A 15,118-nucleotide genomic window follows, 5' to 3' on the forward strand; every position below is an offset into this window, starting at 1 on the left:
ATTAATATTTACAGCTGACCTTCACAACCACATACGCCAATCACTTTTTCCACCACCCGTTGCATGGCACTTTTCGCTGGTTGCATATAATGGCGCGGGTCATTGGCATCAGGATGCTGGTGGAAATACGCTTTCAAAGCATCCGAGAAAGCGATTTTCAGCTCGGTAGCCACGTTGACCTTACAGATGCCTAAACTGATACAGCGGCGGATATCGCTATCGCTCAGGCCGGAAGCCCCGTGCAACACCAGCGGCACTTCAACGCGATCGCGTATCTGTTCCAGGCGGGCAAAATCCAGCTTGGGTTCGGACTGGTACAGGCCATGCGCGGTACCGATAGCCACCGCCAGCGAATCGATCCCGGTACGGGCAACAAACTCCACCGCCGCCTCTGGAGAGGTGTAGATAGCGTCTTTCCCCTCCACGATCAGATCGTCTTCCTGGCCCCCCAGGCGGCCTAACTCTGCTTCAACGCTAGCGTCGTAGCGGTGGCTGTACTCTACGATTTGTTTGACCAGTGCCACGTTTTCTTCAAAAGGAAAGTGAGAGCCGTCGATCATTACGGAACGGATCCCGGCGTTGATCTTATGGAAGATATCGGCGGGTTCTTCGTGATGATCCAAATGCAGCGCCAGCGGGATCTGATACTCGTGCGCCAGCGCCTTGACGATCATGATGATGTTTTCCAGCCCGCCGTAGCGGTAAGTGCCGGTCGTTCCCGCCAGGATCACCGGCGAACGATACTGTGCAGCGGTTTCGACCACCACCTGCAAGGTTTCCAGGTTGTGGATGTTGAATGCCGGCACCGCGTACCCTTGCTGCTGCGCTTTCTGCAGCATGTTTTTGCTTGAAATGATGTACATCGATTCTCCTCGATCCCGCACCTGATACCGCAGTCGGTAATTACAAAATGAAAATTTAGTTAGACAAACTTTCCAAGTGAAACCGAATATAGAGATAAAATGCGCAAAAAAGCGTGACAGGGATCGAAGATTATCAAATAACTTTCAAAACGTAACTTAACCAGATGGCAATTACGAAACATAAGGCATGTTCCGGTATTTGCGCGCTTAAGATCGCCATGCCACGGGTATACATCCATCCGAAAATAGCATCTAACAATATGAATAATAGTAAAAATATATGCTTGTTCGTTCACCCATCGCAGACTTTCAAAATAGCGAAAGCCTGCGTGGGTATTACTTTCAATTAGAAAGTATGAAGGATATAGTAGCCCTTATTACCGTTTAACGATGGGGGCGAATGTGCCCAGAAAGTCATCTAACCTGCTGAAACGCAGATTGAAAATTGCTGAAATCGTCGGCCAGCAGGGGGAGATCAAGGTCGAAGATCTTTCTGCCCAGTTGGGGGTTTCCGGCGTGACGATCCGTGGCGATCTCAGCTATCTGGAACAGCAAGGCTACCTCAAGCGATCCTTTGGCGGAGCCATTGCAACCCCAACACAGCCGTTGGCGGCGCCGATCGATCCAGGGCTCGCCCTGCCCCCGCTCACGCTGGCTAACCAGTTGGAAATCGCCCGCCACTGCGCCAGGATGATTGCCGATCGCGATACGCTGTTTCTCGGCCACGGCGACATCTGCCGCAAAATCATCCCGTTCCTGAGCGGCCTGAAAAAGCTGCGGCTGATCGTCAATGACCTACAGCATGCGATCCTGGCCGATCAGTTTTTGGACGGTGAAATTATCGTCGCAGGTGGGGAGTTGATCCGCTCACATACCGCGCTCAGCGGTAAAGCGCTGGATAATGTGATCCAACAGTTCACCATCAACCACTGCATTCTCGAGGCCAGCATTACGGACAGCTCCGGCATCCTGAATATCGATCAGCCGCTGTTGGCGTCCCACTACCAGCGCTGCCTGGACAAGGCGCAGAATAAAACCGCCATCATTACCCATTTGCCCATTCAGGCCAGTGCGATCGGGACTATCGGCCACCTCAGTCAGGTAGATAATCTGGTAACCAACCGTGGCGTGAATGAACATTATCAGCAGCAATTATTCGAATCCGACTTCAGCATCCGCTACACCAATAACGAATGTTTTACCTGGGCCAACCGGGAAACGATCGGGGAATAAAGGGGCACTTATGTCAGTTAGCATCTGCACGATGGGTGAGTTACTGGTTGAATTCCTTTCAAAAAATTATAATCAGGGATTCACTCAGCCAGGCGAGTTTCTTGGGCCGTTCCCCAGCGGGGCACCGGCTATTTATGCCGCTCAAGTGGCGCGGCTTGGCTTTGGCTCCACGCTGTTTGGCTGCGTGGGCAATGATGATTTTGGCCGCCTGAATATCGAACGCCTGCGTCTGGAGGGCGTGATCACCGATGGCATCAGCGTGATCGACAAGGCCCCGACCGGCACGGCATTTGTCAGCTATCGCAATCCGCTGGAACGCGATTTTATCTTCAATATCCCCAACAGCGCCTGCGGCTTCTTTACCGCCGACCATATCGATCTGGGCTTGCTGAACCAGTGCCAACATTTCCACATCATGGGTTCTTCGCTGTTCTCATTCCGCATCATCGATGCCATGCGCCGGGCGATCCAGATCGTCAAGGCCAATAAGGGGACGGTGTCGTTCGATCCCAATATTCGCAAAGAGATGCTCAATATCCCGGAGATGAGCCAGGCCTTCGATTACATCCTCGAATATACCGATATCTTCCTGCCGAGCGAGGGAGAAGTGCACCACTTTGCCAGCAGCAAAAACCAGCAGGAAGCGGATATCGTGCAGGAACTGTTGGCCAGCGGCGTGAGCCATATCGTGATCAAGCGAGGCCAGAAAGGGGCCAGCCATTACCAGCAACAGAACGGCCAGACGCAGGAGCTACACACGCCAGGCTATAGCAGCAAGATGGTCGATCCGACCGGAGCGGGCGACTGCTTTGGCGCGACCTTTGTCAGCCTGTTCCTGTCCGGCTTCAGCGCAGAAAAAGCCTTGCAGTACGCCAATGCCAGCGGTGCCCTGGCGGTTTCCCATAAGGGGCCGATGGAAGGGTTATCCAGCCTGGCGCAGATCGAGCATTTTATTGCACAACAGGCATAAATCCCATCAACCGGCCAGCCTTTGGCCGGTTTTTTATCCCGATTGCCAACATAACGGCTTGGCAAAACCGTCCCTTGTCGTAAAATCCCCTCCTTTGCCAATCCATAACCGTAAACCCCTTGGAGGCACGGATGGAACAACGCTTTGTTCAAGCTAACCGCGAAGCACGCTGGGCACTGGGCCTGACGCTGCTTTACCTGCTGGCCTGGTCACTGGCGGCCTATCTGCCAGACAGCAACGCCGGGATCACCGGGCTGCCACACTGGTTCGAAATGGCCTGCCTGCTGGTACCGCTGCTGTTTATTGGCCTGTGCTGGCTGATGGTACGCGGCATCTTCCGCGATATCTCCCTGGAGGATAGCGATGCAAACTGAGGTCATTCTGCCGCTGATTGCCTATCTGTTGCTGGTATTTGGCCTGTCGGTGTATGCCTATACCCGTCGCCAGAGCGGTAACTTCCTGAGTGAATATTTCCTCGGCAACCGTTCGATGGGCGGCTTTGTGCTGGCCATGACGCTGACCGCCACCTATATCAGCGCCAGTTCGTTTATCGGTGGGCCTGGTGCCGCCTATAAGTACGGCCTTGGCTGGGTGCTGCTGGCGATGATCCAACTGCCCGCCGTATGGCTTTCACTTGGCGTGCTGGGGAAAAAGTTTGCCATTCTGGCACGGCGCTACAACGCCATCACCCTTAACGACATGTTATTTGCACGCTATAAGAGCCGTTTGCTGGTGTGGCTAGCTAGTCTAAGTCTGTTGGTCGCCTTCCTTGGGGCGATGACGGTCCAGTTTATCGGTGGCGCACGTCTGCTCGAGACTGCGGCGGGCATTCCTTACGACACTGGCCTGCTGATATTTGGTATCAGCATTGCGCTGTACACCGCGTTTGGCGGCTTCCGTGCCAGCGTGCTGAACGATGCCATGCAGGGGCTGGTGATGCTGATAGGTACGATATTACTGCTGGTTGCGGTGATCCACGCGGCAGGCGGCTTGCACAGCGCGGTTGATAAGCTGCAACAGATCGATCCAGCGTTGGTCTCACCGCAAGGTGGCGATCAGATCCTCAGCCTGCCGTTTATGGCTTCGTTCTGGATCCTGGTGTGCTTTGGCGTGATTGGCCTGCCGCACACCGCCGTGCGCTGTATCTCGTATAAAGACAGCAAAGCCGTGCACCGTGGCATTATCCTCGGCACCATCGTGGTGGCAATTCTGATGTTTGGTATGCACCTTGCTGGCGCCCTGGGCCGTGCGGTACTGCCAGATCTGAAGATCCCCGATCAGGTGATCCCAACGTTGATGATCACCGTGCTGCCGCCGTACGCTGCTGGGATCTTCCTGGCCGCCCCGATGGCGGCGATCATGTCAACCATCAATGCGCAGCTGCTACAATCCTCTGCCACCATCATCAAAGACCTCTATCTGGGCGTACGCCCGCTGCAGATGAACAATGAGAAGATGATCAAACGCTTCTCCAGCCTGACTACGCTGATCCTCGGATTGCTGGTGTTGCTGGCCGCCTGGCGTCCGCCTGAAATGATCATCTGGCTGAACCTGCTGGCGTTCGGCGGGCTGGAAGCCGTATTCCTGTGGCCGTTGGTGTTGGGCCTGTACTGGGAACGCGCCAACGCGCAGGGTGCCCTTAGCTCAATGGTCACCGGTGCGTTATGCTATACGCTATTAGCCAGCTTCGGCCTGCAACTGGCCGGATTGCACCCTATTGTGCCTTCGCTGTTATTCAGCCTGTTGGCGTTTTATCTCGGTAACGTCTACGGCGAAAAACGCCAGTTGGCGTCGTCCTTACCCTCTTGAGAGAATTGTTATGCCTTGGATCCAACTAAAACTGAACACCACCGGCAGCCAGGCAGAAGACCTGAGCGATGCGTTGGTTGAAAGCGGCGCGGTGTCGGTCACCTTTCAGGACACCCACGACAACCCGGTGTTTGAACCGCTGCCGGGCGAAACCCTGCTGTGGGGCGATACCGATGTGATCGGCCTGTATGATGCCGAAACCGATATGGCCGAAGTGGTCGCCATACTGGAACAGCACCCGTTGCTGGGCAACGGTTTCCGCCACAAAATCGAGCAGTTGGAAGATAAAGACTGGGAACGTGAGTGGATGGATAACTTCCACCCGATGCGTTTTGGCGAGCGCCTGTGGATTTGCCCAAGCTGGCGTGACGTGCCCGATCCGGATGCGGTAAACGTCATGCTCGACCCTGGCCTGGCGTTTGGCACCGGCACACACCCGACCACCGCGCTTTGCCTGCAATGGCTGGATGGATTGGATCTGGCTGGCAAAACCGTTATCGACTTCGGCTGTGGCTCCGGCATCCTGGCGATTGCCGCATTAAAACTTGGTGCCGCCCGCGCCATTGGCATCGACATCGATCCCCAGGCCATTCAGGCCAGCCGCGATAACGCACAGCGTAACGGCGTTTCAGAGCGTCTGGAGCTGTATCTGCCAAAAGACCAACCGGCCGATCTGTTGGCCGATGTGGTGGTGGCGAACATTCTCGCTGGCCCGCTGCGTGAACTGGCACCGTTAATCAGCGACCTGCCAAAATCCGGCGGCTATCTGGGCCTGTCAGGCGTACTGGCGACTCAAGCCGCCAGCGTAGCCGAAGCCTATCAGGATAAGTTCAACCTCAACCCGGTGGCCGAGCGCGAAGAGTGGTGCCGCATTACCGGCCAACGCAACTAGTTACATTTTCCCCGCTAGCCAAAAACCATCGGAAATTTAAACAGTTCCGATGGTTTTTTCTTTTCCTAAGAATCCGCCAGTTTATCCCGACACTTGCTGGGCGTATTCTCCTGCTCGGAGTGAAGGCGGCCCGCAGCATATGAGCCTCCCACCCAGGATAATTGGTATTTTCATTGGACAAGGATTAGGAAATGAAAGGAAAAATGTTGCTTGCCGCCCTGTTGGCCGCCAGCTTCTCGATCGGTGCCGCAGAACATGCTCATTGGGGCTATGAAGGCCAGGAAGACCCGGCACATTGGGGTAAGCTTTCACCCGATTTTTCACTGTGTGAAACCGGTAAAAACCAGTCCCCGGTCAACATCCAGGGCGCACTGAAAACCCAGCACGGCAAGCTTGAGCTGGCTTTCCAGCCGGGCAAACAGCAAATCGTCAACAACGGGCACACCATTCAAGTCAACGTCAGCGAAGGTAACACCCTACAGTTGGATAACGACACCTTCACGCTGCAGCAGTTCCATTTCCACGCCCCGAGCGAAAATGAGATCGACGGCAAGCAGTTCCCACTGGAAGCGCACTTTGTCTACAAGGACAAAGACGGTGCCCTGGCGGTGCTGGCCCTGATGTTCCAACCAGGTAAAGCCAATCCGCAACTGGCACAGGCCTGGCAACAAATGCCTGCCGCCGTCGATCAGACCGCCGTGCTGAACAAGCCGCTGGATATCAAAGCGCTGCTGCCGAAACAGTTTAACTTCTACCGCTTCAGCGGTTCACTGACGACGCCACCCTGCTCTGAAGGGGTCAGTTGGTTGGTGCTAGATCAGCCTGTAAGCGCTTCTGCCGAACAAATCAGTCAATTCCACTCGGTAGTGCACCATAACAACAATCGTCCGGTACAGCCGCTCAACGGCCGCGTCATCGTCGATTGATTTCTGCCTGCTACATCTACCGCTGCCCTCGCTGGGGTGGCGGTAATTCCCAGCACCATTCTTGCCGATTTGTCAAAGTATTAAGCTGAGAATGTTACAAATAACCTGATGTTACGATCTGTTATTACCGGCGCGTAAAGATAAAATCCTGCCGTTAATGGATTATTTTAGCGTACGCAAATTAAGCACAATCATACAAAGCATTGTTAAATAACCATAATATTTTCATCAAGGGTGCATAAACGCACTTTTATTGCCCAATAACTGTCGATTGGTCAAAGTTTGGCCTTTCATCTGAATGAAAAAATGCGTAATATACGCGCCCTTGCGGACACAGTATGGTCAGTCTTTGTCTATGCGCATTGGACACCACCAGTTAACAAATTGCCTGATTGCGGCCCCGATGGCCGGCATCACAGATCGCCCATTCAGAACCTTATGTCATGCAATGGGTGCTGGGATGGCTGTATCCGAAATGCTCTCCTCCAACCCGGAGGTGTGGCGCACGGATAAGTCACGTCTGCGTATGGTACATAGCGATGAACCAGGGATCCGTTCCGTGCAAATAGCCGGATGTGATCCTGATGATATGGCCGCCGCGGCGCGCATTAATGTGGCCAGCGGTGCACAGATCATCGACATCAATATGGGGTGCCCAGCCAAGAAAGTGAACCGGAAGCTTGCAGGGTCTGCGTTACTGCAGTACCCGGATCTGGTTAGACAGATCCTCCTCGCGGTGGTTAACGCGGTGGATGTGCCGGTAACACTTAAGATCCGAACCGGCTGGGAACCAGAGAACCGTAACTGTGTAGAAATTGCCCAACTGGCCGAAGATTGTGGTATACAGGCCCTGACGATTCATGGCCGAACCCGTGCCTGCCTGTTCAACGGCAACGCGGAGTACGACAGCATTCGGGCAGTTAAGCAGAATGTTTCCATTCCGATTATCGCGAATGGCGACATTACTGACCCGCATAAAGCCAGAGCAGTGCTCGACTACACTGGGGCTGATGCCCTGATGATAGGCCGTGCTGCTCAGGGGAGACCCTGGATCTTCCGGGAAATCCAGCATTATCTGGACACTGGGGAGCTGCTACCACCGATGCCACTTGGCGAAGTGAAGCGCTTGTTAATAGGGCATATTCGGGAATTGCACGGCTTTTACGGCCAAGGCAAGGGATTCCGGATTGCTCGAAAGCACGTCTCTTGGTACTTACAGGAGCATGCCCCTAATGACCAGTTTCGGCGCACATTCAACGCCATAGAGGATGCCAGCGAACAGCTGGAGGCGTTGGAGGCATATTTCGAAAATCTTAGCGTATAAAAAGAGCTGACAGAACTATGTTCGAACAACGCGTAAATTCTGACGTACTGACCGTTTCAACCGTGAACTCACAGGACCAAGTGACTCAAAAGCCTCTGCGTGACTCGGTTAAGCAAGCACTGAAGAACTATTTTGCTCAACTGAACGGTCAAGACGTTAACGATCTGTATGAGCTGGTACTGGCTGAAGTTGAACAGCCACTGTTGGACATGGTGATGCAGTACACCCGTGGCAACCAAACCCGCGCTGCCCTGATGATGGGGATCAACCGCGGTACACTGCGTAAGAAATTGAAAAAATACGGCATGAACTGATACTAATCAGTCAAGCTGTTGAAAAAAGGCGCTTTTATCTCATTTGATAAGCGCCTTTTTCTTTTATCATACCGGCCTGTCAGAAACGCCAGGTGGCCGAAAGGTTGCCCGCTACCGAGTCATAACCAGAACGGAACAGATCGCTCTCTACCCCCAAGCCCAGCTCCACATCCCTATTGATTTGGTAACGAACCCCGGCTTTCACCCCCATGGAGTCACGCCCAGTCACCTGATTCTGGTTGCTGAAGCTCGCCGCGCGGTAGTTGGCGAAAGAGGCTTCTTGCGATACGTCGCTATCCAGCAACTCATGATCCCAGGTAAGTTGCAGATCGGCAGCAATAGCAGCGCCCGAAGAGAGCGGTAGATCCCAACTGCTGTTGACCCCAATGCTGGAGCGCAGAGAATCAAAAGTGCTCGAACCTAGCGCCAGGCGGCTACTGTCGTTGCCCGTTTCCGTCACGCTTGGGCGATGCAGGGTAGTGTAATTCAGTGCGGCCACCGGGCCAGCGCTCCATTGGTCATTCAGCGCCCAACGGTAGCCGCCACCAGCAGCAACAGAACCTGCCAACCCGGTCCAACTGGCATGTTGGCTCGCTTGATAAGTCTCGACGCTGATGCTGCGATCCAAACGGCTATCTTCTATGCCAAACCGGCCATTGCCGAATAAATACATCCCCGCTTGCCGATCGGCAGCGTAACGAGCCTGTATACCCAGATCGAAAGCCGTGGTTTTACCGCTGGCGTTCTCCGGTGATTTGACCGTTACCGATTGTCCACTGACCGCACCATGGAAGCCATAAACCCAGTCGCTATTCTGTTCGCTGCGCTTGTCTGCACCAAAGACTATGCCGTAGCTGCTGGCATCATAGCCAACCTGACTACCTTGGCGCTGCTGCCAGAAACCGCCACCAAAGGGTATGGCAAAACTATGCCATTCGCCTGCAACCTGCTGCTCTGACGTGGTGGGATGAGATCCGCTGACAATCCGCGTAATCTGCTGTTCACGATTGAGAGAGCTGGCGAACATCGCACTGTATGCAGCAGGAGAGAGCTGCGGCAAAGCGCTGCTGATACTCCCACCATCGGCGGCAGAAAAGTCCAGCGTACGGTACAGCGGCTGGATGTCTTCACCCGCGACCGACACAATGTGGTCCAGCGCCTGGCCGACCTGCCGCGCATTGTTGTCCTGCGCATACTGGCTGTAGGCGTTGTCAGCACGCAGCATCGCGAGTTGCCAACGATCCTCACCCTGCGGCGTTGCCTGCAAGGTCAGCGTAGGTGAACTGAGTAAACCGTTCACCGTGCGGAATTCTCCGCTCTGCGAGGTGGTTTTCAGCATCTCACCCGAATCCAGCCGCCAGTCTGCCGCATACCAGTCTGGCTGCGGTGCAAACGTTAGCTGGCCGTTGAATTCAGCATGGCCATTCACCACCAAGGTATCGTGTCCACCACGGCCATCAACCTCCAACAGCAACTGCCCATTCACGCCCTGTTGATAGAGGCCGGTGACCTCGATTTGCCCTAGCGAATTACCTGGCGTGAGGATACCGTCATTCACAAAGCGGCCCGCCGGGTTCAAGGTATAATCGCTGTTGCCAGCCAGCGTGGAGCCTGGTGCGATAGACATGCTGTAAATCTGGTGGTGGCCATTAAGCGAAGTGATCCCCCCACGAGTGCTTAGCGCCAGATTATCGATACCTTCAATATTTCCCCGATAGTTGAACCGGAAATTGGGGTCTGACTGATCGGTTGCCTGCCCTTGCAAATTGGCCAGGCGCCCAAAGGTAAACTGGGTCAGGCGCTGCTGGCCATGCTCATCCAACTGGTTATAATCCGAGTAGATATTCCCTTCCAGTTGAGCACCATTTAATAGATTGATATGGTTGACCAGCGCGTTTGGCGAGATATACATCGCCGCACCTTTAGCGGCAACCCGGCCGCTAATATCCGCATTATTGACCAGCGCCCCCTGTAGTTCCGGCAATAATGTTGCAGCCTGCCCACCAACATAATGTATCCAGGATCCCCGGTAATCCACATCGTTGCCCAGCAGGTTATTGCCAAAATCAAAACTGAGAGCAACGCCATTAGCGCCTAGCGCTTGAACATCGCCTCGCTGAATTAGATTATGGTTCTTGCCATAAGCAAACATCACGCCGCGGCCATTGACCCCGTCTGCGTAGACGCGAGTGCCAGGCTCAATGTTCAGCGTGTTGTTTTGCCCATCGATACGAATACCTGCCCCACCGGCACCCTGCGTTAACAGATCCGCTTGCTGGAAGATGTGGTTATTGCTGCCGTAAACATGCAAGCCAACGCCCAATGTCGCGGTGTTATACTGCCCCGTGATATAGCCATCGCCCTGCTTGTTACGTAAAAAGTAACCATGTCGATTAACCAGCGTCTGCCCATCACCGTAGAGCGAAAAGCCGAAGAAATTACGCCTATCGATTTGATAATCCATGTCCTGCAATAACGCCAACTCGGCTTCCATAAACGTGGTGTAGTTGCGGTAATCCTGGTGGCTCATCATGCTGTTTTTCAGCTCGATATGGCTCATATAGTTATCGTCAACCGAGCCATCGTCAGCCAACATTCTTACCGGAACGCCGGGCATCGCCCCCGCCAGCACTTCATCCACGTGTTTGCCCGTGAAATAACCCTTATCGAGGCGCACATCAAAGCCTTGCGGATCCCAAGTGTTATTACATCCCTCGCATAATATTGTCTGACCTGGCCGAGCTGGGTTTCCATTATCGTCACGCAGATGCGCAGTCCAGGAGCCGAAAGGCATATCGGTGTCAAAAGCTGGGGTAAATGTCCCTTCCCCAGCCCAATCGGTGGCCATATTAGAAATACCCAGCCCATGAGCCAGCTCATGAACGGCAACACTGACCAGATCCGTTTTTCCGGAGCGTGGTAATTGCGCTGGGACATAGGGAATATGGTCAAAATCCATTTTTCCCATGATAAATTGGCCATGAGAACCGAAGGTTAACTCGCCGGTATCAATACCGTTTAACCCCCCCTGCAATTGGGTAATGGTGATTACACCATCGGTGACCGATTCGCTGGAGCCTGCAGCGTTCACCTCATCAAAAGTACCTACGTTGATGATGGCCGGCAGTTGATCGGGTTTGGGGGTAATAATTTCAGCCCAGTACCGCATGGCATCCAGTATTTTTTCTTTCTGTTGTTGATTCAGATCCCAGGTCGACTCAATTGGTTGCGGATAGTCCGGCATAAAAGGGCCATCACCCACATCAAAGAAACGTACCTGGAAGACGGCAACATTATTCGTGTTATAAACCAGGTAACTGTCTGCGGCGTAGCTATAGTGACTGGCGAAAAAACTGGTTAACGCCGCCGTGATGAAAAGCTTTTTCAAATCAACCATCCTTGTATGCAAAGAAAGGAACCATTTACTTCCAGTATAGAAGGACATACCTCGTTTAAACAAAGAATCAACAGTACTAACAGGAGATATCCAGATGGCCCACGGATAGCCACTTGGGCACATGTCCCCGCCCACTCTCACACCCACGCTTTGTGTGGTATAATCGTGAGTACGAGAGCCCCCTTCGCTGGCGAGCAGCCGTCCTTCCGAAGGCTAATAGCAATGCGAACCGCCCTTCGAATGTAAAGGTTTAGTCAACGGCTAAACGATCGTCATGACTGGGTGTCAGAGTATGGTATCGCTATTGAGTCGCTTCTTTATGCGCTACAGGTTTCTACCCCATTTCGCATACAGAGTTAATATGAAGCGTCCACAAACTTTTAAACGTGCATTGCTGCACCCTCGCTACTGGCTCACCTGGTTTGGCCTAGCGGTCCTGTTCCTGCTGGTTCAACTACCCTATCCCGTGCTGCATAGGCTCGGGGGCTGGATGGGCCGCACTTCTATGCGCTTCCTGAAACGCCGCGTGTCGATCACCCGCCGCAATCTTGAACTGTGCTTCCCGGAGATGGATGCAGCAGTGCGCGAACGTCAAATTATCGGTAATTTCGAATCCCTCGGCATGGGTCTGCTGGAAACCGGCATGGCCTGGTTCTGGTCAGATAAACGCGTGAAGCGCTGGTTTAACGTGAGCGGCATCAACCACCTGAAACAGGCCCAGCAAAATGGCCGTGGCGTGCTGGTGATTGGGGTGCATTTCATGTCGCTGGAGTTGGGCGGCCGGGCGATGGGCCTGTGTCAGCCGATGATGGCCATGTATCGCCCACACAATAACAAGGCGATGGAATGGGCGCAGACCAAAGGCCGCATGCGCTCCAACAAAGCCATGCTGGATCGCAAAGATCTGCGCGGCATGGTGCAAGCCCTGAAGCGCGGCGAAGCCGTATGGTTTGCCCCCGATCAGGATTACGGCCCACGTGGCAGCGTGTTTGCCCCGCTGTTTGCCGTTGATCAGGCCGCCACCACCAGCGGGACCTTTATGCTGGCCCGCATGGCCAAACCGGCGCTGGTACCGGTCGTACTGATCCGCCGCCCGAAAGGCTGTGGCTACGATCTGCTGATCCAACCGGCGTTAGAAGACTACCCAATCGACAATGAAGTGGCCGCCGCCGCTTATATGAATAAAGTCGTAGAAAAAGAGATCATGCGCGCTCCGGAGCAATATCTGTGGCTGCATCGCCGCTTCAAGACGCGCCCTATGGGTTCTCCTTCGCTATATTAAATCCGCTTTCTGGAGGGTGATGTTGATCAGACAAGATCGGCAATCCCCCCTCACCCCAACCCTCTCCCACAGGGAGAGGGAGCCGAACTGAGCCGAAATCAGGTACGGCAACCAATCTGTAGCACGCTCTCAATCCCTCGCGCATTTTGTGCTCTCCTTTGAAAAATTCACAGACCCGTTTTTAACTCTGCTGTAACATCCTTTTTTACCCGCTCAGGAAAAGAAACGATGAAAACGCAGGTTCGTCTTGCTCTGATTGGTGATTACCGCAGCGAAGCCGTTGCCCACCAGGCCATTCCCGTCGCTCTCCAACTTACCGCCTCACACCTCGATATTGATATCCAATCCCAGTGGCTCCCCACAGAAACCCTGACCGATATCTCTGTCCTGCAGGGTTACGATGCTATCTGGGTGGTCCCTGGCAGCCCCTATCGCAACGATGACGGCGTCTTTATGAGCATCCGCCATGCTCGCGAGCAAAACATCCCCTTTCTGGGATCTTGCGGTGGATTTCAGTATGCGGTGGTGGAATATGCACGCAATGTAATGGGTTGGCACGATGCTGGCCACGCGGAGACCGATAGCGTGGGCCGCTTGGTGATCGCACCGCTGAGTTGTTCACTGGTTGAGAAAACCGGCACCATCCTGTTTCAGCCCAATTCACTGATCGCCCACGCCTATGGCAAGCAGGAGACTCACGAAGGCTATCACTGTAACTTTGGAGTTAACCCTGAATTTGTGGCGGATTTGGAGCAACACCCACTGATCATCAGTGGGCGTGACATTGAAGGCGATGTCCGCTCGGTGGAACTGCCAGGGCACCGTTTTTATGCCGCTACCCTATTCCAGTCAGAACGTGCAGCGTTACGTGGGGAACTTTCCCCATTGATTGTGGCCCTGATCCAGGCTGCTCGATAAGCCTTGCCGGGGGCTAACCCAGTCCCCTGATTACCACATTAACCGGCCAATCAAGGGTGCCCCGATCACCGTGATAATCCCCGCCAACATCATCACCAGGCTAGACACCACGCCTTCCTGCTGGCCTATCTCATAGGCTCTGGCGGTACCGGCACCGTGGGAAGAGGCACCAAACCCCGCCCCTTTCGCCAGACCGCTGCGCACCGACAGGCGCAGGAACAGAATATCGCCTACCGCCATGCCAAACACGCCGGTGATCACCACAAACAGTGCCACCAAGTCGGGTTGGCCGCCCATCTGTTTCGCCGCCTCCAGCGCGAACGGCGTAGTGATGGAACGCACCGCCAAGCTGCGCTGCACCTCATCCGGTAACGTCAACCAACGGGCCAGCCACACCGAGCTGTAAACGGCTACCACCACTGCGGTAAGCACCCCGGCGCTGAGAGAAAGCCAATGGCGGCGGATTATATGCAGGTTTTCATATACCGGCACGGCAAAGGCGATGGTTGCTGGGCCAAGCAGCCACAGCAGCCAGTGCGTTTCACCGATATAGCTCTGATACGAGATGTGCGTCACCACCAGCAATAGCACCAATACCATCGGCGTCAGCACCAACGGCATCAACAGCAGGCTACGACGGCGGCGGTAGAGCCGTTTATTGGCAAAGTAGAGTACCAATGTCACCACCAAGCAGGTGATGCTGAGGATCACGTCATTCATTACGCATTTTCCGCCGTTGCAGCCAGATCTCGAAGCGATAAACGCGATCCACCACCAGCCCGGTCGCTCCCAGCGTCAGCATGGTGCTGATGGCAATCACCAGAAAAATCTTCCAGCCTTCCACCATCAACAGTTGGGCATAGTTCACCACCGCCACTACAGCTGGCACAAAAAACAGCAGCATTTCGGCCAGTAACCAACGCGATCCCGCTTTTACCCAGTTGAGCGGCAAAATGCGCAGCAGGATCAGCGCCAACATCATCAACATCCCCACGATATTGGCAGGCAAAGGCAGATGAAACTGCTGCACCAGCCGATCGGCAAGCAGGAATAACAAGGCATATAGCACTACCTGGATCGGCACCTGTAAGCGAGTCAGCAAAGCAGGCGCAGCACGGCGTAACGCCAGAGACATGAAAGCAACCTCAGAAAAAATCAAGGCTTACAGTATACGCAGCCGGGAAACCCTG

General features: G+C 54.2%; 14 protein-coding genes. 10 read left to right on the forward strand and 4 right to left on the reverse strand.

The genetic code is table 11. The features are described 5' to 3' along the window. Window positions 1–8 precede the first annotated feature (8 nt). On the reverse strand, window positions 9–863 hold the full coding sequence (locus AC6HVW_RS16245) for a tagatose bisphosphate family class II aldolase (RefSeq protein WP_021180778.1): 855 nt from the start codon (window positions 861–863) through the stop codon (window positions 9–11). A 402-nt stretch (window positions 864–1,265) separates the two neighbouring features. Between AC6HVW_RS16245 and AC6HVW_RS16250 the strand changes: the two genes are divergently transcribed. The 8 genes from AC6HVW_RS16250 (at window position 1,266) to fis (ending at window position 8,331) form a co-directional block, all read left to right on the forward strand. After that, a complete protein-coding gene (locus tag AC6HVW_RS16250) occupies window positions 1,266–2,096 on the forward strand; it encodes a DeoR/GlpR family DNA-binding transcription regulator (protein WP_071681655.1) in 831 nt (276 codons plus the stop codon). A 10-nt stretch (window positions 2,097–2,106) separates the two neighbouring features. Continuing rightward, on the forward strand, window positions 2,107–3,066 hold the full coding sequence (locus tag AC6HVW_RS16255; RefSeq protein WP_071681558.1) for a sugar kinase: 960 nt from the start codon (window positions 2,107–2,109) through the stop codon (window positions 3,064–3,066). A gap of 131 nt (window positions 3,067–3,197) precedes the next feature. Continuing rightward, window positions 3,198–3,440, forward strand: a complete 243-nt coding sequence (locus AC6HVW_RS16260) for a YhdT family protein (protein WP_071681560.1) — start codon at window positions 3,198–3,200, stop codon at window positions 3,438–3,440. Next, entirely contained in the window at window positions 3,430–4,875 is a 1,446-nt protein-coding gene (gene panF / locus AC6HVW_RS16265; protein ID WP_071681562.1) for a sodium/pantothenate symporter, read from the forward strand. Before AC6HVW_RS16260 ends, panF begins: the two co-directional genes overlap by 11 nt. A 10-nt stretch (window positions 4,876–4,885) precedes the next feature. After that, complete coding sequence (gene prmA / locus AC6HVW_RS16270) at window positions 4,886–5,767, forward strand: 50S ribosomal protein L11 methyltransferase (RefSeq protein WP_497569551.1); 882 nt, start codon at window positions 4,886–4,888, stop codon at window positions 5,765–5,767. A gap of 191 nt (window positions 5,768–5,958) precedes the next feature. Then, window positions 5,959–6,693 (forward strand): carbonic anhydrase, encoded by a 735-nt coding sequence (locus AC6HVW_RS16275; protein ID WP_071681564.1) that lies wholly within the window; start codon window positions 5,959–5,961, stop codon window positions 6,691–6,693. Between the two features lie 355 nt (window positions 6,694–7,048). Continuing rightward, window positions 7,049–8,017, forward strand: a complete 969-nt coding sequence (gene dusB, locus AC6HVW_RS16280) for a tRNA dihydrouridine synthase DusB (protein ID WP_039995973.1) — start codon at window positions 7,049–7,051, stop codon at window positions 8,015–8,017. Window positions 8,018–8,034: 17 nt separating this feature from the next. Then, window positions 8,035–8,331: a DNA-binding transcriptional regulator Fis gene (gene fis, locus AC6HVW_RS16285; RefSeq protein ID WP_000462905.1), complete on the forward strand. Its 297-nt coding sequence runs from the start codon at window positions 8,035–8,037 to the stop codon at window positions 8,329–8,331. 79 nt (window positions 8,332–8,410) lie between these two features. Here the strand turns inward: fis and AC6HVW_RS16290 are convergent, their stop codons facing one another. Further along, window positions 8,411–11,728, reverse strand: coding sequence for an autotransporter outer membrane beta-barrel domain-containing protein (locus AC6HVW_RS16290; RefSeq protein ID WP_497569552.1), 3,318 nt, complete (start codon window positions 11,726–11,728; stop codon window positions 8,411–8,413). A gap of 361 nt (window positions 11,729–12,089) precedes the next feature. Between AC6HVW_RS16290 and lpxP the strand changes: the two genes are divergently transcribed. After that, window positions 12,090–13,010: a kdo(2)-lipid IV(A) palmitoleoyltransferase gene (lpxP, locus tag AC6HVW_RS16295; protein ID WP_071681567.1), complete on the forward strand. Its 921-nt coding sequence runs from the start codon at window positions 12,090–12,092 to the stop codon at window positions 13,008–13,010. Window positions 13,011–13,238: 228 nt separating this feature from the next. Further along, window positions 13,239–13,928: a CTP synthase C-terminal region-related (seleno)protein gene (locus AC6HVW_RS16300; RefSeq protein WP_071681569.1), complete on the forward strand. Its 690-nt coding sequence runs from the start codon at window positions 13,239–13,241 to the stop codon at window positions 13,926–13,928. Window positions 13,929–13,958: 30 nt separating this feature from the next. Here AC6HVW_RS16300 and AC6HVW_RS16305 read toward each other — a convergent pair whose 3' ends face one another. Together AC6HVW_RS16305 and AC6HVW_RS16310 are read right to left on the reverse strand one after the other, a co-directional pair. Beyond that, on the reverse strand, window positions 13,959–14,648 hold the full coding sequence (locus AC6HVW_RS16305; RefSeq protein ID WP_021180789.1) for an LrgB family protein: 690 nt from the start codon (window positions 14,646–14,648) through the stop codon (window positions 13,959–13,961). Beyond that, a complete protein-coding gene (locus AC6HVW_RS16310; protein WP_071681571.1) occupies window positions 14,641–15,063 on the reverse strand; it encodes a CidA/LrgA family protein in 423 nt (140 codons plus the stop codon). Before AC6HVW_RS16310 ends, AC6HVW_RS16305 begins: the two co-directional genes overlap by 8 nt. Window positions 15,064–15,118 lie beyond the last annotated feature (55 nt).

The sequence above is a fragment of the Serratia sp. NCCP-200 genome (genome assembly GCF_059697885.1).